The organism is Inediibacterium massiliense, assembly GCF_001282725.1.
GTDB lineage: Bacteria > Bacillota > Clostridia > Peptostreptococcales > Thermotaleaceae > Anaerophilus > Anaerophilus massiliensis.
Genome location: NZ_LN876587.1, coordinates 1,085,739 through 1,103,655 on the forward strand (window position 1 = coordinate 1,085,739; position 17,917 = coordinate 1,103,655).

The following is a 17,917-nucleotide window of genomic DNA, read 5'->3' on the forward strand; positions in this document are numbered from 1 at the left end:
CATAATGTAAAATTATTGTAATAAAGTAAATAATTAAAAATAGAAATGAGGGAGACTTTATGAAAAAAGTTTTTTTCATAGTTGTAATTTGTAGCTTTTTTATAGGAATGGGGCTATCTGTACAAGCACAATCCAATAAAACATACAAAATTGGAGACATAATGAGTACTTTTGAGAAGAGAGATGAAGAGATCATCCTCGTAAAAGAAAATAAGATAGATAATGAAATTTATTCTTTTATGGCAGTATTACCTACCTATATAGTAAATGAAGAATTATCCATATGCATAGAAGATTTGGTATATTGTGGATATGATATGCATTGGGATCCCAAAAAAAGAATCACAAAATTTGTAAGCAAAAAAGTGAAAGGCTTTGAAGAATATGAAAAAGATATCCATCATAAAAAGTACAAAGGAGCAGTACTTTATTCAGATATAAAAATCTATGTAGATGAAAAACCAATAAAAGCTTACAATATAGGTGGTTACTCTTTAGTTTCCTTGAAAGATTTAAAAAAAGTTGAAAATTTGAAATGGAAAAAAGCAAATGTATTAGGAACTTTATATGAATATAATATAGAAAATATAACACAAATCAACAAGGATAAAGAAACAACACAAGTTAAAAATAAAATGATTATTGTAGACAATGGAAAGTTTACAAAATTTCCTATTCAAAAGAATACAAAAAAATTCATATTTAAATTTATCCCAAAAGAAGACGGATATTATTTTCTCACAATATATCCTAATGCATCTGGAATAGGTATATCGTCAGATGAACAAACAAATTTTTATGATGCTAAATTAAATAAAACATCTTATCACCCTTCAAGTTGTACAGACTATACTTATTTTAAGAAGGATACACCTTATTATATTGAAAGTCCTGACTTTTCTAAATATTATCAAGACGACAATATGGATCCCAATTATCAAATAAACTTTCATAAAGGAGTTTCAAAATATATTAAGGGAAAAATTATACTTCCTGATGGAGAAGTAGCTCCTAAAGAAGGCTTAGAAGTAAAAATATCAGTCTATGAATTTTTTGTACCTCATTGGTCCCATTTAGTAGAAGATGAGGTAATGATTGAAGCAGGGAAAAATTCAGCAACTTATAAAATATTGTGTATACTTTCAGAGGAAGAAGGAACAAGTTTAAGACTTTCATATCAATTATCCAAACCTTATGATTATATACAAGAAGGCAATATTACGCAGCAAACATTCACAGGATGGGAATCATTTAAAATCGATCAAGTAGTAGATAAAATTTTTGGAAACACCAATCTTGATATTTATATCGAGCATAGCCACTAACCCTATAAATGTTTACTACTACCAGCACCTATTGAACAAAGAAAACCTCATTTAATATTACCTCTCTTTAGTCCTTCTTCTGAAATTAAAACACCCATATCCTTATTTGCAAATAAAAATAATTTCTCATCATCTTCATAGTCCTCATAATCATAGAAATATTTTTTTGAACTTGTCATAAATTTTCCTCCAATATTTTCAAAATTAATTTTCTTTATTATATATTTATTTGATATACACTTCAATACTTTTACAGAATCAAAATATTTTTGATAAAATAGACCCATGTACATTATATTTTAAGATACATGGGTTCAAAATTATATTATAATGAAATTGGGTATTATATATTATTTAAAATAGGAGTGTTTGAATGTGTTTTTCAAGTTTAAAAATAGAAATAAAACTATTAAAGAATTAAGAAAGAATCAAGGGCATACCGCTCAAGAACTGGCTTTTAAACTTAAAATAGATACTTTAAATATTTTAAAAATCGACAATTTAAAATTAAAAGAAGTACCTGAAAAAACAAAGTCTAAATTACTTCCCATTTTGCGTGGTGATGATATAGACAATATTCCTTGGTAGTTCATTGTCATGAGATATAAAATTTGAAGATAAGAATAATTCTTAACGTTCTATTTAATGATGGGTATTTGTATTTCTGTAATAAACTCTTCTTCAACGGCAGTTCCATGTATATCTAGCCTATAAATTTCCATAGAATAACCATTGACCCTATAACCGTTTTCTTTGATAAAATCCATGACTTTCTCAAATAATTTTTGACTTCTCTTATAAGATCCTCTATAAGTTAAAGTTGCAAAATCACCTTCTGGAATTACCATATTATAATCTTTATCTTTTTCATCTACAAAAAAGAAAGCCTTTTGATATAAACTATAATTGCCTTTTTTTGTTCCTTCTTCTGAAATTAAAACACCCATATCCTTATTCGCAAATAAAAATAATTTTTCATCATCTGTACCCTCTAGCTTTCTAAAAGCCAAATCTACTTCTTCATCTTTGGACATAGGCCCTTCTGTAAAAAGAATCTTTCTACGACCTATTTTTTTTACTACTACCTCTTCAAATTTTTCAATTTTAGCAAACTCATTTAATACAATTAATTTTTTTTCTATATTTTCTTTTAAATCTCTAAGAGGCTCAATCTCTTTTTCAATGAGTTCCATTTCCTTTTTCATCAGTTCAATGGTAGTGTCAATAGTTCTCTTTTCTAAGTATTCTTTGATTTGATAAGTTGAAAAATCAAGCTTTCTTAAATCCTTGATTACATTTAATCTCCAAATATCATCAAGTGTATAGACTCTATAACCATTTTTTTTTCTCTTAGGTGAAATTAATCCTTTTTTTTCATAATATCTCAACGAATCTGGTCCTAAATTATATAGTTTACAGATCTGACCTATACTATATTCTTTTTTCATTTTCAACCCCCTCTTGACATTAGTATTGTACTAAGGTTTATACTAATAATCAAGACAATTATTAAATTTTTGAAAAGGAGAATTTTTATGCAAGACATTACAACTGACCAGACTAGTTTGACAAAACAATTTTTTAAGTATCTTATTCCATCCGTTAGCGCCATGTGGTTTTTTTCTATCTACACTATGGTTGACGGTATGTTTGTAGGTAAAGGGGTAGGACCTACGGCCTTAGCCGCAGTAAATTTATCTATGCCCTTTATCAACAGCATATTTGCATTATCACTTTTGATATCAGTAGGAGCATCTACTTTAATTACTTTTTACTTTGGAAAACATCAAAAACACATTAGTAATGAGATTTTTACTTTAAATACTATTTTTCTAAGTGTTTTAGGTGTACTCATCACTATTTTTTCTATACTGTTTATTCATCCTATTTCTATATTTTTAGGAGCTACACCAGAAACTTTGCCATTTGTAAAAGATTATCTTATGATCATTATTGCATTTAGTACCTTTTTTATGGTTGCTTATTCATTAGAGGTATTGGTAAAAGCAGATGGTTTTCCAGTATATGCTATTATTTTTGTTGTATTAGCTGCGTTTATTAATATTTTCTTAGATTATATATTCGTCATCCTATTTGACTATGGAATAAAAGGTGCAGCCGTTGCCACTGGACTTTCTCAATTTATTTCTTGTATTGCATTTTTAGTACATTTTATAAGAGGAAAATCCAATTTAAAATTTGTTAAAATAAAGATGAATTGGCATTACCTTAAAAGAATTATTATTATCGGCTTTCCTGAATCCCTTACAGAATTATCCGCGGGATTTACTACTTTTATTTTTAATTTTTTCATATTAAAGCATATTGGTCCTTCTGGTATCTCAGGTTTTGGAGTAATTATGTACATCAACAATCTTGTATTGATGACTATGATTGGAATTAATCAAGGAATTCAGCCATTAATTAGTTATTATGACGGAAAGGGTGAATATAAAAATATTCAAACATTATTACATTTGGCTTTAAAAACAGCTATTGTTTTTGCACTAATATTCTTTGTATCTTCTCAATTTCTTACAGATCAATTGGTATCTTTCTTTATTAATCCTTCTGATGTTACTGAATTTAAAATTTCTGTATATGGACTTAAAATTTTTAGTATTGGATTTTTAATTTGTGGATTCCCAATTATTTTGTCAGGATATTTTACTGCTTTAAAGTTAATACAAAAAGCCACAATTATTTCCATTTTGAGAGGGTACCTATTAATTACATTAACATTATTCTTACTACCAATGGTGCTCCAAGACTTAGGCATATGGATTGCCCCATTTGTATATGAAGCTTTAACATTAGGTATTGCCATTTACTTATATTTAGATCACAGAGGAGAATTTAAAAAATCACGATTATCTAAATTAGCAGAAAACTAAAAAATACCTCTCTATCGAAAGATAGAGAGGTATTTTTTAAATATTTATACTACACTTTAGTTATGCAGCTTCCTTTTTAAAACCTAAATTAGATTCTGAAAAAATTTCTTGTTTTAAATTTTTATTTAACCAAATAGCCATAATAAAAGTTTCTATAAATGCCAATGCATCTGCTGCAGTCTGACAAAATATTACTCCTTCTAATCCCATAAGCTTTGGTAATACATACATTAAAGGTATATAAAAGATTCCCTGCCTAGAAATTGACAATATAAATGCTCCTACAGCCTTTCCTAAAGCCTGATACAATACGGCATAAGTATTGACATATCCAAATAGTGGGAATAATAAACTTGCTGCTCTAAACGCTTTTATTCCTATATCTATAACTTCTTGATCTTTTGTAAATACAATCATACATCCTCTTGCAAAAACTATAAATAAAATAGATATACCACTAGCAGCTATAGTACTCCACTGAATAGATATTTTGACGGCTTCTTTTAATCTAGTAAAATTTTTAGCTCCATAACTATATCCTGCAACAGGCTGAAATCCTTGCCCAATTCCAAATACTATATAAAATCCTATAGACATAACTCTAAAGACAATACCCATAGCAGCTACGGCTGCATCTCCATAAGGTTTTGCTCCTAGATTCATAAAACCTAAAGCAAAGCTTGCCAATACTTGAGTTACAAAAATAGGAATACCTATTTTGAGTATTTCAAAAAACATATGAAAGGTTGGTTTGAAAAATCTAAATCCTAACTTTATATAGCTTTTCTTAGAATAATAATATCTTAAAAGAAAAATACAAGATATAAACTGTGATATGACTGTAGCAACTGCTGCACCTTTTATACCCATACCAAGTTGAAACATAAATATAGGATCTAGTATTATATTGATAATACCTCCTACACAGGTAGCAAGCATACTATATTTTGAATTTCCTTCTGCTCGAATAGTATTGCTCATGATTCCTGTTCCAATGGTAAAAATAGATCCCATGACTATTGTATAACCATATGCTTTAGCATAAGGCATTATGGTTTTAGTTGCCCCGTACATAAGTAAAAATTCATCTAAAAATATAATAGAAATCACAGTAAAAATTAAGCTGAATATACACCCAATGATTATAGTAGATGTTAGTGTTCTATCAGCTTCTTCTCTTTTCTTTTCTCCTAACAATCTTGATAGATAAGAAGCACCTCCTGCACCAAACATAACCCCTATCGCTCCAATAAACATAAATAGTGGGTATACTATAGATACAGCAGCAATAGCACTCGTATTGTTTAGCATACCTACAAACATAGTATCTACTATGTTATAAATAGCATTAATTAACATAGCTATAATTGCAGGTACAGATAACTTTAAAAGCACCTTTGATATACTTTCTTTCTCCATCATTTCTGTTGTAGATATTTTGTTTTGCATATTCTTTTTTGCCTAATGAAAGCCTAGAAAAGCTTAGACATTCCTCCCTCCATATTTTACATATTCATTTTTTAATTTTTATTATAATGCTAGGCTTTGATTTTTATAGGTTCTACAATTTGGAACCACTTGATAATATATCATGTTCTTTTGTTTTTGACAAATTAAATTATGAAGATCTCAATCGATCAAAATTTATTGCAAATCTTATATCCGTATATTATAATATATAGATAATAAGATAAAATATATTGAATCAGCAGAGGAGAATTTTCCATGCATACTTATAAAACAAATCCTGAAATTTTTGAAAAAAAATCAAAAATACTAAAAGCACTAGCACACCCTGTTAGACTTTGTATCGTGCTAAATCTCTACCATAATGGACCGATAAATGTAACTCATATGCAAAATTGTTTAGATAAACCACAATCCACTATATCTCAACATATATCCACTTTAAAAGCTGCAGATATTATTGTTGGAGAAAGAAAAGGTACAGAAATCTTATATTCTATTAAAAATGACGAAGTGAAAAAAATTCTTCAAGCATTATTTTAATTTTTTTATTCATAATATCGTAATATCCGAATATATGAATATTAAAATATATACTAAAAATGAAAGGGGAATGTATATGAAAAAAACTGATTTATTAGTTATAGGTGGAAGTGCAGGAGGAATATTAAGTGCCAATAGTGCTAGGAAGGCTTATGGAGATATTAAAATTACTATAATCCGCAATACCCCAACAGTAATGGTACCTTGTGGCATCCCATATATTTTTGGAACATTAAAAGATACAAATAAAAATATGATTCCTGATGGAATGGTAACCAACAATGACATTGATTTGATCATTGATGAAGTAATCAAAATTGATAGAGAAAACCAGGTAGTTCAAACACAGAATGATGAATATATTCAATATAAAAAATTAATTATTGCTACAGGCTCTACTCCTGTTATTCCAACATTTATCCCCGGACATGATTTAGAAAATGTTTACACCATTTTAAAAAATCAATCTTACTTAAAAAATATATTAGAAAAAACACAAAATGCCCAAGATATTGTGATTGTAGGTGGAGGATTTATAGGTGTAGAATTTGCTGAACAAATGAGAAATCTAGATAAAAATATAACATTAATTGAAGTAGCCGATGCATGTTTATGGCAGGCTTTTGATAAATCCTTTACAGATGAAATTGAAGGAGTACTAAAAGAAAATGGCATTACAATAAAAACAAATACTAAAGTAGAAAAAATATTAGGTAATGGTAAAGTAGAGGAAGTTCAATTAGATAGTGGAGAAAAAATCAAAACCGATTTAGTCATATTATCCATGGGTGTAAAACCAAATACAAAACTAGCTAAAGACGCTGGAATTCAATTAAATGAAAAAGGTGCCATTTTAGTGGATCAATATACTAAAACTTCTGATCCAAATATATTTGCCGTTGGAGACTGTGCAGATAAAAAATGTTTCTTTACAGGAAAAGACATACCAGTACTCTTGGCTTCTACTGCTGCCACTGAAGCAAAAATAGCTGGTTATAACGCTTTTGAATTAAGATTAATTAGACAAAACAAAGGGACAATTAGTGCATTTTCCACTCAAATTTTTGGTAGAACTTATGCTGCAGCAGGAATGACAGAATCAAAAGCCAAAGAAGAAGGATTTAGTTTAGTGGTAGGAAACTTTTCTACTTTTGACAAACACCCTGGTTCTTTACCAAATACACAAAAAATAAACATCAAACTAATTTTTTCGAAATCCTCAGGAATCATTTTAGGAGCTCAGATTTCAGGAGGAGACTCAGTCGGTGAAATGATCAATATTATAAGTCTGGCTATACAAAAAGAACTTACAATGTCTGAACTAACTACTTTCCAAGTAGCAACACATCCTTTGATTTCAGCATCACCTATTGCTTATCCTATTAATGCAGCATCTATGGATGCCTTTTCTAAAAATTGTAAATACTTAAATGAAGACTTTCAAATATAAACATAAAAACTACTCCTTTTTCATTTTGAAGGAGTAGTTTTTGTTTTCTTCTAAATTTGTATTATTACTTTCTTATACTAATCATACTGGACTCTAATTGAACATCCTTATTTCTATCTTCAAATGTTTGAATAACCCATTCATTGTTGAATAAAACAACTGGATTTTCATCTTCATCAAATACTAAAAGCGTATCCATTGGAAGAGAAAACTTTTTATCTTTTACATCTTCACCTTTAATCCATCTTGCATAACGATAAGATAAATTTTCTCTAATAAGATCTACACCATATTCATTTTTTAATCTATATTCTAACACTTCAAATTGTAGTACTCCTACAACACCAATAATCAGTTCTTCCATCCCTATGTCTGCTCTTTTGAATACTTGTATCGTACCCTCTTCAGCTAATTGTGTGATCCCTTTTACAAATTGCTTTCTCTTTAAAGCATTTTTAATATACACCTTTGCAAAATGTTCTGGAGAAAACATAGGAATACCTTCATATTCTACATTTAATTTATCTTCACACACCGTATCTCCTATTTTAAAAATCCCTGGGTCATGAATTCCTATAATATCTCCTGGAAATGCTGATTCTACAATCACTCTATCTTGTGCTAGAAATTGTTGTGGTTGTGCTAATTTGATTTTTTTATTTCCTTGCACATGATTTACAGCCATTCCCTTTTCAAACTTTCCTGAACAAATTCTCAAAAATGCAATACGATCACGATGTGTAGGATTCATATTGGCTTGAATTTTAAAAATAAATCCTGAAAAGTTTTGTTCTTCTGGTGAAATAAGTCCTTTATTGCTATTTCTAGGACTAGGAGGTCTTGTCATATTCAAGAAAGCTTTTAAAAATGGTTCCACTCCAAAATTAGTGATTGCACTTCCAAAAAATACAGGAGTTAAATCCCCTTTCAAGATCTCATCCAAGTTAAACTCATCTCCTGCAATATCAATGAGTTCTAATTCCTCCATCAATTGTTCGTATAAATCATCACCTAAAATGGTAGGTAACTTTGGATCATCTAAAGATATAGTTTGTAACTCTGATATAGACTGTCCACGATCTCCTTCTGAAAAAATTTCTACTTGTTTTTTAAATCTATTATAAACACCCTTAAAATTTCTTCCTGATCCTATAGGCCAATTGGCTGGATAAGATTTTATCCCTAGATTGGTTTCAATATCTTCTAATAATTCAAATGGATCTCTTCCTTGTCTATCTAATTTGTTAATGAAAGTAAAAATCGGAATTCCTCTCATTTTACAAACTTTAAATAATTTTTTTGTTTGATCCTCAATCCCTTTTGCAGAATCTACTACCATGACAGAACTATCTGCTGCCATAAGTGTTCTATAAGTATCTTCACTAAAATCTTGATGTCCTGGAGTATCTAATATATTGATATAATATCCATCATAGTTAAATTGGAGAACACTAGATGTAACAGAAATTCCTCTTTGTTTCTCAATTTCCATCCAGTCAGAAACTGCATGTTTTTGAGATTTTCTTGATTTTACAGTTCCTGCTGTTCTGATCGCTCCACCATATAATAAGAATTTTTCAGTTAAAGTAGTTTTCCCAGCATCAGGATGGGATATAATTGCAAAAGTTCTTCTTCTTTTCACTTCATCTATGAATTGTTTATTGTCCATGTTTTCATTCCTCTTTAAGTAAATTTTTAACTCTTAAATTTTATCTTTTTATTTGTTTTATGTCAATTTTTATTATTTTTAGCAATCCTCTATCATTATATTTCTATCTTATTAATAATTGCCTTCTTTTTTGTATTTATGCTAAAATAGTCATAGAAATACTATATTTTAGGAGTGCTGATCATGACAAAACAAATACTAAAAGTCCATAATAAATCAGATCGACCTGATAATATTGTTCAAAAAGAAAATCAACTGATTGAAAAATGTATAGAGATAGAAAAAAAACTTCCTAACTTTATGAAGGATTTTTTTATTTATCTTAAAAATGGTGTTGCACTATCTACTAGACATGCTTATTTACAAGATATCCTCTTTTTCTGTAAATACCTTATATTAGAAACTAATCTTACAAAAGCTTCAGAAACAGAAGAAATCTCTCAAGATGACTTTAATAATATTAAAGCAAGAGATATCAATAGATTTATAGGAGATTATTGTACAAGATATACAATTGAAGAAAATGGAACTCCTACGATTATGGAAAATCATAATAGGGCCCTAGCAAGAAAGAAATCTTCTTTGACTGTATTATTCAAATATTTGTTTAGGGATGAAATGATAAAAGAAAATATTACAGATGGACTCAACCCCATTCGTCTTCCAAAACCTCAGCCAGATGCTATTAAAAAGCTAGAAATTGATGAAGTGGCAAAAATGTTAGATGTAGTGGAATCAGGAGTAGGTCTTACAGAAAAAGAACTTATTTATTGGGAAAAAACAAAGCTTCGGGACAAAGCTATATTGATTTTATTTGTTACATATGGACTCAGACTTAAAGAATTACAACAACTAAATATTTCTTCTTTTAATTTTAATCGAGGAGATTTTAAGATCTATAGAAAACGTGGAAAAGAAGTAAATATGCCTTTGAATCATTCTGTTGAAAAAGTAATTAAGGATTATATTTCTCTTGAAAGAGCTTCTGATGATCAAATCTCAGAAGAATATAAAGATGCACTTTTTTTATCTCTTCAAAAAACAAGAATAACTGAAAAAGCCATTCGTCAATTAGTAAAAAAATATACTTCCATTGCTTTAGGAACAACTCCTTCAAATGGATATAGTCCCCATAAATTAAGAGCTACTGCTGCTACTTCTTTGATTCAAAATGGCTTTTCGATCTATGATGTACAAAATCTATTAGATCATGATAATGTAACAACTACTCAATTGTATGCTGCTCATAAAAAGAATGTAAAACGTGAAATTGTAGATCAATTTGAATGGTTAGAAGAATATGATCATAAAAAATAGTCCTTTTAAATAGGACTATTTTTTATGATATAGTATGTAATTATGTGTTTTATATGATTAAAAATATTTAAATTTATTCTATATTGATATACTACTCGGAATTTATTCTACTCTATTGGTATTTTTATAATTTGGCCAGGATAAATTTCTAAAGAATTCATTTCATTTATAATACTAATTTCATGAAGAGTTTTTCGAACATCTTTATTCTTAGGAGTAAATTGTTTTGCCAAATTCCATAAAGTATCTCCATATTTTATATGAACCTCTACATACCTTATGTCTTCCTCCTTTTCTATATTTGCTTTTACTGTGATCATAAAAACTAAAGACACTAGAAAAATCACTATGATAATAATCATCATACTATGTAATGGATTTTGCACATAAAAATTTTTTGTTCTCATATCTATCACCTCGAACACTAGTTCTTTTTTATCATTGTAACAGAACAAATGTTCTTTGTAAATACTATTTACAAAATTTCCGAACAGACGTTTGATATTCATAGTGTTGTATGTTATAATAAAAAAAAACATTGTGAGGTGCTTTTTATGGCGCAAAATTTAACAAAACAACAAGAAAAAATATTGAATTATATAAAAACTATTGTAAGTACAAAAGGATATCCCCCTTCAGTAAGAGAAATTTGTGCAGCTGTAGGTTTAAAATCTACTTCTACTGTCCATAGTCATTTATCTAATCTTGAAAAAAACGGATATATTAGAAGAGATCCTACAAAACCTAGAACCATTGAAATATTAGAAGAAGATGGAATCCATAGAAAAGAAACTGTAGATATTCCTATCGTTGGAAAAGTTACTGCTGGAGAGCCCATCTTAGCTGTACAAAATATTGAAGATGCATTCCCTGTTCCTGCAGAATTTTTAGATCACCATAATTATTTTATGTTAACCGTAAGGGGAACAAGTATGATTAATGCAGGAATATTAGATGGAGATTATGTCTTAGTCAAACAAAAAAGTACAGCTGAAAATGGAGAAATTGTAGTAGCACTCTTAGAAGACGAAGCCACTGTAAAAAGATTTTTTAAAGAAAAAGACTGCATAAGACTGCAGCCTGAAAATCCTTCTATGTCTCCTATTCTTACTAAAGATGTAACTATATTAGGAATCGTAAAAGGAGTATTTAGAAAATTATAGTATAGAAAAAAATAATGTGGACATACTTTGAATATGAGAATAAGATGAACAAATATTTTAGTCCCCCTTTAATATTTGACTTTTCATCCTATTCTCTTTTTTTAATATTTTATAAATCTAAAATCATTTATAAATAAGTTCAATATTTAAATTCTAAACTGTTTGATCAGCACTTCTAGTTCTTCTGCAATTTTTGCTAACCCTTCACTAGAATTTGCAATTTCTTCAATAGATGCAGACTGTTCCTCTATAGAAGCTGAGGCTTCTTGTGTTCCTGCTGCATTCTCCTCTGCTATAGCAGATAAATTTTGCATAAGATCAACTAATTTATTTTTATTCTCTGTCATGTGCCCTGCTGAGGTATTCAATTTAATAATTACATCTTTAACAGATTCAATAGCCTGTGCAATGGAATCAAATTTCACTTGCGTTTCTCCTACACTTTGCTTTTGTTGATCTGCAATTTTTTTTACTTGATTCATTCCTTCTACTGCATTTTTTGATTGTTCCTTTAACTCATCGATTACAGATTTAATTTCTTCTGTAAAACGATTAGAATCTTCAGCTAGTTTTCTGATTTCATCTGCTACTACTGCAAAGCCTCTTCCTGCTTCTCCAGCACGAGCAGCTTCAATAGCTGCATTTAAAGCTAATAAATTGGTTTGATCTGCTATACTTTGAATCATTTCACTAGCTGTTTCAATTTTTTCAGCATTTTCATTATTTCTTAAAATAATATCATATATATTTTGTGCTGCTTGATTATTTTGATCTGTATGATCTACAAGAATGCTTAATATTGAAAATCCTTCTTCTTTTTCTTTTTCAATCACTTGAGTTGCTTGATTCAATTCTTTTAAACACTTCATGTCTTGTTCAATTAAATCATTCATTTGATCTACATGATGAGCAGAAATTTCTGTATCCCTTGCCTGATCACTAGCCCCTTTTGCGATTTCTTCTATCGTCTTTGCCACTTCCTCTGAGGCTATGGCTGATTGCTCTGTAGTCGCTGTCAATTCTTCCGATGAGGACGCTATATACTTAGAAGATTCCGTAGTTTTTACAATAAAATCTTTAACAGCATCCTCCATTCTTTTTAGTGAATGAACCATACTACCTATTTCATCTTTTCTATTTTCATAATTAAATTTTTTAAAACTTTCATCCGTTTGAAAATCTAAATCAGCTTGCTTATTAATGACTTTTGTAATATCTACAATTGGTTTTGAAATCGTTCCACTTACAAAATAAGTAATTACTGCTCCTATAAGAATTGCAATTGCTGTTAATATCATTAAAATATTTTGAAGATGATTTACTTCTTTTAGAACTTCTTTAGCATCTACGCTTACTATAATAATCCAAGGAGTTCCTTCTATTGGAGAAAATCCTACAATTCTATCTGCTCCGTCATAAAAATAATCTCCACTACCAGCTTCTCTTTTTAATATTTTATTTTTCATCAGTTCACTAAATTGATGAAGCTTTGGATTTTCTTTAGCATTTTCTACAATATTATCTTGTTTCATAACTAATTCTATATTTTGATTTCCTACAACAATTCCTTCATTATTGATAATACTTGTATAGCCAGTTTTTCCATAAGTTATTTTGCTTGCTATTTTACTTAATGTATTGGCTTCTTTCACTCCATAAAATACTCCTTTGGTATTATCACTTAAAATAATAGGAGCTGTATAAGTCATCACAGGCTTATTTATTTTTTTACTAATAATCAAATCTGATGCATTCAGCTCTCCTTTTAAAGCTTTTTGAAAATATTCTCTACTACTTATATCTACTATAGTTGGTATATCTTCTAAAAGCGTACTAGATCCATTTTCATCCGCCAAACCAAACCGAAGATACCCTGTTCTTTTCGCTTCTTCTGTACAAAAAGCTATCTTTTGTTCTAAAGGAATATTTTTATCTTGTATAATTGGATTTTGAGCTAAAGAATCTACATATCTTAGGTCTACTTCAATTTCTGTTTCTATATATTTTGCATTAGCTTGTGCTATCTTCTTTAAATTTTCATGAGCATCTTTTACTAACTCTTTACTAAAGATATTCATACATACAAAGGATAGTCCTATACTTAAAATAAATATGACACAAGTAAAAATAGCAATTAACCTAGTTTTTAAAGATTTCATAATATACCTCCATTGTTTATAAGGTAGTATCAAATACAATACTACTTTTGTAATTAAAAATTTCATATGTTAAGAGTCACATAGTTCTTAAACAAGCAATCCCTCCTTTCAATATATAATTAGAAAATATTGCAACTCTTATAAATATTAGATTTTAATATATTAGCAGGTTGTTGAATAACTAAAATGACCAGTAAAAAAGTCGCCCAATGTCTAGCATCATGTTACAAACCACACAAAACAATCACTAGAAAGAACGACTATAATGATAGTAACAATTCACAAGATACTTGATAACCCTACAAGTTTCATTGGAATAAATAGCAATTCTAGAAAATAGATATTTCTAAAAAACTCTAAACTAATTATTCAACCAGCTATATTAAAATTATTACATATAGTTAAATTATACAATTTTCTACAATGTTTTACAACTCGTTTTCAAAGCAATACTATATATAAAATGTATAATTTCTATTATTTTCTTTTATTTCATCCAAGCTTATTGCCCTAAAAATCCATTTGTATTTTAAAAAACAATTGAGTATGTTACTACTATAATAGCCATCTTTCTAAATATAAATTTTTTAAAGGTGCCTAATTTTCATAATAAAAGAATCAAGGGAATTTTCTCCCTTGATCTAATCATCTATTTTGTACTATTTTTTATACAAAAAACTAAAAATGAGTCTGGTAATATTTTTGCATACCTTTTATATGTTATTAAATTATTATCTAAACCATACATTCTTACTTCTTTTGGAAATTTTAAAGTAAGGTATTCTACATTATTCTCTGTCCAATACTTAGACTCAACTCCTTCAATTTTCTCCTCACAAGCACCATCTATTGTAGTAATTCTATATTTATCTTTTCCAACTTCTATAGTCAATCCATTAGCAGTGGCATAAGTCGAGTATCTAACAACTGATTTTCCAGAAGTTGTGAATCCTATATAATTTTCAGAACATAAATCATATATTTCATCTAGGTCTTTTTCAACATTCAAAACTGCATTGCCCCCTTGAAAATCAAGAATTATAAATACTTTTTCTTTGGTGTTCATTTCCCCTCTTTGTAGAAATAATATTCCACTTACTGTTCCTTTGTATTTTCCTTCTTTGTTTTCAAATATAGAAGATTTTTCTTGATTATCTACTGTATAAAAGTTGATTGCAAATTTGTTAGATTGAATATTTTTCAAGTAATATTTGCCATGTATATACTGTGCATATTCTGGATCATCATATGGTTTTATATTTTTTCTTTTATATATTGAATTTAACATTTTTGAATAATTGTTATAGATTATTTCTTGGAGTTCTTTTGCATCATGTTTTAAAGATACTGTATCTATAATTAAATAATGATCTGTAATTTTAAACATATTTCCCATATATACATTATCTAGCATAAAATATCTATCATCTTTTAATTGACATAACGTTGTTATATTTCCTTTATCAAAAACTTTAATTTGTTTCCCTATAGCCATATAGTTGAAGTCACTTTCACCATATCCCATTGTGTAATAATAACCATCAGCTATATACATACCTTTATTCCCTATCCAAGAAAAAATAATATTATCTTTTATAGGTATTAACTTATCATTATCTACATCATAAATACTATCTTTTATAAAAATATACTTTTCATTTTCCGACCATTGAATCAAATAGTCTTCAAAATTATATACTGAATATGGATCAGTTGATAGCTCTGAATAGTTTTCGTAGATCTCTTTTAAGGCTACGTCACTATTGTTCCTTGCCATTAGTAATAATTGATTGTTAGAAGTACAAATTATTTTATTGTAGCCACTAGGAGATGTACTTAGGATATATCCTTCAAAATTTTTATTGTGAATTTGAGGCATTGGAGATGGTTTGTCCATTTGATTCGATTGAGACAATTTTGGATATAAAAGCAATAAACATATCACAACAGCTGCAAATATAAATATTCTTTTCAAAATGAATCACCTCTCTTTTATAAAAGAATTATACAGCAACCTGGCATTGAGAGGTCGTTTTTTGTAACAAAACAATATGTATAATTTTACCATTTACTTTTTGCAAAGTAAAGCTCTTGAGTAATCCAGAAACTTTAAAGGTTAGATTGTTATCTATATTGTAACCATAGAAAACTTTGTTTTCATTTCTATCTATATGTTCTACTTGATTTCCTTGTGTATCATAATAGAAATATTCTCTATGTCCTTCGTGATCTTTGATTTCACATACTTTACTAAAGCTATTATATAAATATGTTATGATATTTCCATTAGGATCTGTTGTACTTGTAATATTTCCTGCATAATCATAGGTACATTTTTCTACTCCACCCTCTAGATTAATGATTTCTTCTATTCTTCCCCAATCATCTAGTTTATAAATTGGTAGAGGAGATATAAAACTTATGACTATATTAGGTTATTAACTAGATCCCAGAAGTATTTTTATTATTATAATACTGACGATCATGTTCAGAGGTGTTATTCCATTTATTTTAATATTGCTAAGAAAGAAAAAGTTTAAAGATACTACTCTATTAAGACCCTATATTTTTATAGCAAAATGGATTTTGCAGTGATGGAGGAAAATATATTAAGAATTTGTAACAATACATAATATTACATTATTTACCATATGAATATGTATATAATATATATGACAAACATTTCTATTATAAAATTTTAAGGGGGAGAAGAAATATGATGCACAAAAGATTTGTAAAGGTACTAATAACTGCGTTATTAGTAATTAGTTCAATGGTGATGCCTGCTTTTGCTAGTGGGTATACTAAGGGTTCTCCAGATTTATATATTCAAAGAATTAGATGCTATACATCAGAGCCTTTTAAAGTAGGTGAACCTGTAGAATTTAGGGCAGTTGTAAGAAATTATGGAATGAAAGATGCTTATGGTTGTAGAATAGTAGTAAGTGGAGAAGGAATTGAAACTGTAAGAAAAGAAATTGGAACTATAGGAAAAGAGGGAGAAAGTGTAAAAGTAGATGTAGATGTGATAGGTAACGAACCAGGTACTAAAGAAATCAAATTTGAAGTTTTTTCAAGTAATGAAAAAGGAAAATTTACTGGTGATAATGTAGAGTATAGAACATGTACTTGGAAATAAGAGAAAGTGTAAATAAATCTGTGCTTAAGTGAAAATAAATTCTCCTTTCTGGCAAGAATTAACAATAACATTCAAACCAGGAAGGAGATTTTTTATGAGTACTTTGAGAAAAGAATTATTAAGAGAAATGATTACAGATGGAAATCTTAAAACAGCAGGAGATCTTCAATCGTATCTAAAAGATCTTTTTAAAGATACATTGCAAGAAATGCTAGAAGCTGAGCTTGATATGGAGCTAGGTTATTCGAAAAGAGATATGAAAAATAAAGATACGGATAATCGTAGAAATGGATACACTCAAAAAACTGTTAAAACTTGTTTGGGGCAAATGGAATTAGATGTTCCTAGAGATAGAAATGGAGAATTTGAACCAGTTGTTGTTCCTAAGAACAAAAGAGATATATCTGGTATCGAAGATAAAATCATATCTCTTTATGCTAGGGGTATGTCTACAAGAGATATCCATAATCAGATCAATGAGATTTATGGTATTATAGCCCATTTGATCTACAGTAGGCAGCAAGCTCCGCTTCATTCATTGTGTAAGTTTCAATGACGATTAAAAATTTTTGCTGTGATGAAAAATTTTTATTGTTATTTTCAGTTAGACCTGCGTTTTTCTGTGCTTTTCGTTTCCAATTATTAAGTGTAGATCCATTAATCCCTGTTTCTCGAGACAACTCAGCTATAGATTTATTTTCTGGTGGCAACATTCTTTTAATAAGTGCTTCTTTTTGTTCCTCCGGATAAGGCATATATTTGTTTGTTTTTTCACTCATAGTTATCGCTCC

At 28.8% G+C, this 17,917-nt stretch carries 16 protein-coding genes and 1 pseudogene; 9 read left to right on the forward strand and 8 right to left on the reverse strand.

The genetic code is table 11. The features are described from left to right. Window positions 1-59: 59 nt before the first annotated feature. Window positions 60-1,325 carry a hypothetical protein gene (locus tag BN2409_RS13825; RefSeq protein ID WP_053957198.1) on the forward strand — a complete coding sequence of 422 codons (1,266 nt, stop codon included), beginning with the start codon at window positions 60-62 and terminating at the stop codon, window positions 1,323-1,325. A 47-nt stretch (window positions 1,326-1,372) separates the two neighbouring features. On the opposite strand, the gene BN2409_RS17680 is transcribed toward BN2409_RS13825, so the two are convergent. After that, on the reverse strand, window positions 1,373-1,504 hold the full coding sequence (locus BN2409_RS17680) for a hypothetical protein (RefSeq protein ID WP_278320229.1): 132 nt from the start codon (window positions 1,502-1,504) through the stop codon (window positions 1,373-1,375). 196 nt (window positions 1,505-1,700) lie between these two features. Between BN2409_RS17680 and BN2409_RS13830 the strand changes: the two genes are divergently transcribed. Beyond that, window positions 1,701-1,913, forward strand: a complete 213-nt coding sequence (locus BN2409_RS13830; protein WP_053957199.1) for a hypothetical protein — start codon at window positions 1,701-1,703, stop codon at window positions 1,911-1,913. Between the two features lie 50 nt (window positions 1,914-1,963). Here the strand turns inward: BN2409_RS13830 and BN2409_RS13835 are convergent, their stop codons facing one another. After that, a complete protein-coding gene (locus tag BN2409_RS13835; RefSeq protein WP_053957200.1) occupies window positions 1,964-2,773 on the reverse strand; it encodes a MerR family transcriptional regulator in 810 nt (269 codons plus the stop codon). 87 nt (window positions 2,774-2,860) lie between these two features. Between BN2409_RS13835 and BN2409_RS13840 the strand changes: the two genes are divergently transcribed. Continuing rightward, window positions 2,861-4,219 carry an MATE family efflux transporter gene (locus BN2409_RS13840; RefSeq protein ID WP_053957201.1) on the forward strand — a complete coding sequence of 453 codons (1,359 nt, stop codon included), beginning with the start codon at window positions 2,861-2,863 and terminating at the stop codon, window positions 4,217-4,219. Window positions 4,220-4,279: 60 nt separating this feature from the next. Here BN2409_RS13840 and BN2409_RS13845 read toward each other — a convergent pair whose 3' ends face one another. Then, complete coding sequence (locus tag BN2409_RS13845) at window positions 4,280-5,668, reverse strand: MATE family efflux transporter (RefSeq protein ID WP_053957202.1); 1,389 nt, start codon at window positions 5,666-5,668, stop codon at window positions 4,280-4,282. A 276-nt stretch (window positions 5,669-5,944) separates the two neighbouring features. On the opposite strand from BN2409_RS13845, the gene BN2409_RS13850 reads away from it, so the two are divergent. Together BN2409_RS13850 and BN2409_RS13855 are read left to right on the forward strand one after the other, a co-directional pair. Next, a complete protein-coding gene (locus tag BN2409_RS13850; protein ID WP_053957203.1) occupies window positions 5,945-6,229 on the forward strand; it encodes an ArsR/SmtB family transcription factor in 285 nt (94 codons plus the stop codon). A 76-nt stretch (window positions 6,230-6,305) separates the two neighbouring features. Then, entirely contained in the window at window positions 6,306-7,679 is a 1,374-nt protein-coding gene (locus BN2409_RS13855) for an FAD-dependent oxidoreductase (RefSeq protein WP_053957204.1), read from the forward strand. A 64-nt stretch (window positions 7,680-7,743) separates the two neighbouring features. Here BN2409_RS13855 and BN2409_RS13860 read toward each other — a convergent pair whose 3' ends face one another. Beyond that, window positions 7,744-9,348, reverse strand: a complete 1,605-nt coding sequence (locus BN2409_RS13860) for a peptide chain release factor 3 (RefSeq protein WP_053957205.1) — start codon at window positions 9,346-9,348, stop codon at window positions 7,744-7,746. A gap of 183 nt (window positions 9,349-9,531) precedes the next feature. Here BN2409_RS13860 and BN2409_RS13865 point away from each other — a divergent pair, with 183 nt between their 5' ends. Further along, entirely contained in the window at window positions 9,532-10,665 is a 1,134-nt protein-coding gene (locus BN2409_RS13865) for a tyrosine-type recombinase/integrase (protein ID WP_053957206.1), read from the forward strand. Between the two features lie 107 nt (window positions 10,666-10,772). Here the strand turns inward: BN2409_RS13865 and yneA are convergent, their stop codons facing one another. Next, complete coding sequence (yneA, locus tag BN2409_RS13870; RefSeq protein WP_053957207.1) at window positions 10,773-11,072, reverse strand: cell division suppressor protein YneA; 300 nt, start codon at window positions 11,070-11,072, stop codon at window positions 10,773-10,775. Window positions 11,073-11,219: 147 nt separating this feature from the next. Here yneA and lexA point away from each other — a divergent pair, with 147 nt between their 5' ends. Beyond that, complete coding sequence (lexA, locus tag BN2409_RS13875; protein WP_053957208.1) at window positions 11,220-11,828, forward strand: transcriptional repressor LexA; 609 nt, start codon at window positions 11,220-11,222, stop codon at window positions 11,826-11,828. Window positions 11,829-11,974: 146 nt separating this feature from the next. On the opposite strand, the gene BN2409_RS13880 is transcribed toward lexA, so the two are convergent. Together BN2409_RS13880 and BN2409_RS13885 are read right to left on the reverse strand one after the other, a co-directional pair. After that, window positions 11,975-13,987 carry a methyl-accepting chemotaxis protein gene (locus tag BN2409_RS13880; protein WP_053957209.1) on the reverse strand — a complete coding sequence of 671 codons (2,013 nt, stop codon included), beginning with the start codon at window positions 13,985-13,987 and terminating at the stop codon, window positions 11,975-11,977. 649 nt (window positions 13,988-14,636) lie between these two features. Further along, window positions 14,637-15,962: a hypothetical protein gene (locus BN2409_RS13885; RefSeq protein WP_053957210.1), complete on the reverse strand. Its 1,326-nt coding sequence runs from the start codon at window positions 15,960-15,962 to the stop codon at window positions 14,637-14,639. Window positions 15,963-16,703: 741 nt separating this feature from the next. Between BN2409_RS13885 and BN2409_RS13890 the strand changes: the two genes are divergently transcribed. Continuing rightward, window positions 16,704-17,126 (forward strand): COG1361 family protein, encoded by a 423-nt coding sequence (locus BN2409_RS13890; protein ID WP_053957211.1) that lies wholly within the window; start codon window positions 16,704-16,706, stop codon window positions 17,124-17,126. Between the two features lie 94 nt (window positions 17,127-17,220). After that, window positions 17,221-17,619, forward strand: a pseudogene (locus tag BN2409_RS13895) (transposase); the annotation flags it as partial. Here the strand turns inward: BN2409_RS13895 and BN2409_RS13900 are convergent. Next, window positions 17,618-17,905, reverse strand: a complete 288-nt coding sequence (locus BN2409_RS13900; protein ID WP_053957213.1) for a transposase — start codon at window positions 17,903-17,905, stop codon at window positions 17,618-17,620. The pseudogene BN2409_RS13895 and the gene BN2409_RS13900 sit on opposite strands and share 2 nt — an antisense overlap. Between the last annotated feature and the right edge of the window lie 12 nt (window positions 17,906-17,917).

Bases quoted from the DNA above. Each gene is read 5' to 3' on its own strand.
- BN2409_RS13850 (WP_053957203.1), top strand. From the start codon at position 5,945: ATGCATACTTATAAAACAAATCCTGAAATTTTTGAAAAAAAATCAAAA.
- BN2409_RS13840 (WP_053957201.1), top strand. From the start codon at position 2,861: ATGCAAGACATTACAACTGACCAGACTAGTTTGACAAAACAATTTTTT.
- BN2409_RS13860 (WP_053957205.1), bottom strand. From the start codon at position 9,348: ATGGACAATAAACAATTCATAGATGAAGTGAAAAGAAGAAGAACTTTT.
- BN2409_RS13835 (WP_053957200.1), bottom strand. From the start codon at position 2,773: ATGAAAAAAGAATATAGTATAGGTCAGATCTGTAAACTATATAATTTA.
- BN2409_RS13890 (WP_053957211.1), top strand. From the start codon at position 16,704: ATGATGCACAAAAGATTTGTAAAGGTACTAATAACTGCGTTATTAGTA.
- BN2409_RS13880 (WP_053957209.1), bottom strand. From the start codon at position 13,987: ATGAAATCTTTAAAAACTAGGTTAATTGCTATTTTTACTTGTGTCATA.
- BN2409_RS13825 (WP_053957198.1), top strand. From the start codon at position 60: ATGAAAAAAGTTTTTTTCATAGTTGTAATTTGTAGCTTTTTTATAGGA.
- BN2409_RS17680 (WP_278320229.1), bottom strand. From the start codon at position 1,504: ATGACAAGTTCAAAAAAATATTTCTATGATTATGAGGACTATGAAGAT.
- yneA (WP_053957207.1), bottom strand. From the start codon at position 11,072: ATGAGAACAAAAAATTTTTATGTGCAAAATCCATTACATAGTATGATG.
- BN2409_RS13900 (WP_053957213.1), bottom strand. From the start codon at position 17,905: ATGAGTGAAAAAACAAACAAATATATGCCTTATCCGGAGGAACAAAAA.
- BN2409_RS13865 (WP_053957206.1), top strand. From the start codon at position 9,532: ATGACAAAACAAATACTAAAAGTCCATAATAAATCAGATCGACCTGAT.
- BN2409_RS13845 (WP_053957202.1), bottom strand. From the start codon at position 5,668: ATGCAAAACAAAATATCTACAACAGAAATGATGGAGAAAGAAAGTATA.
- lexA (WP_053957208.1), top strand. From the start codon at position 11,220: ATGGCGCAAAATTTAACAAAACAACAAGAAAAAATATTGAATTATATA.
- BN2409_RS13855 (WP_053957204.1), top strand. From the start codon at position 6,306: ATGAAAAAAACTGATTTATTAGTTATAGGTGGAAGTGCAGGAGGAATA.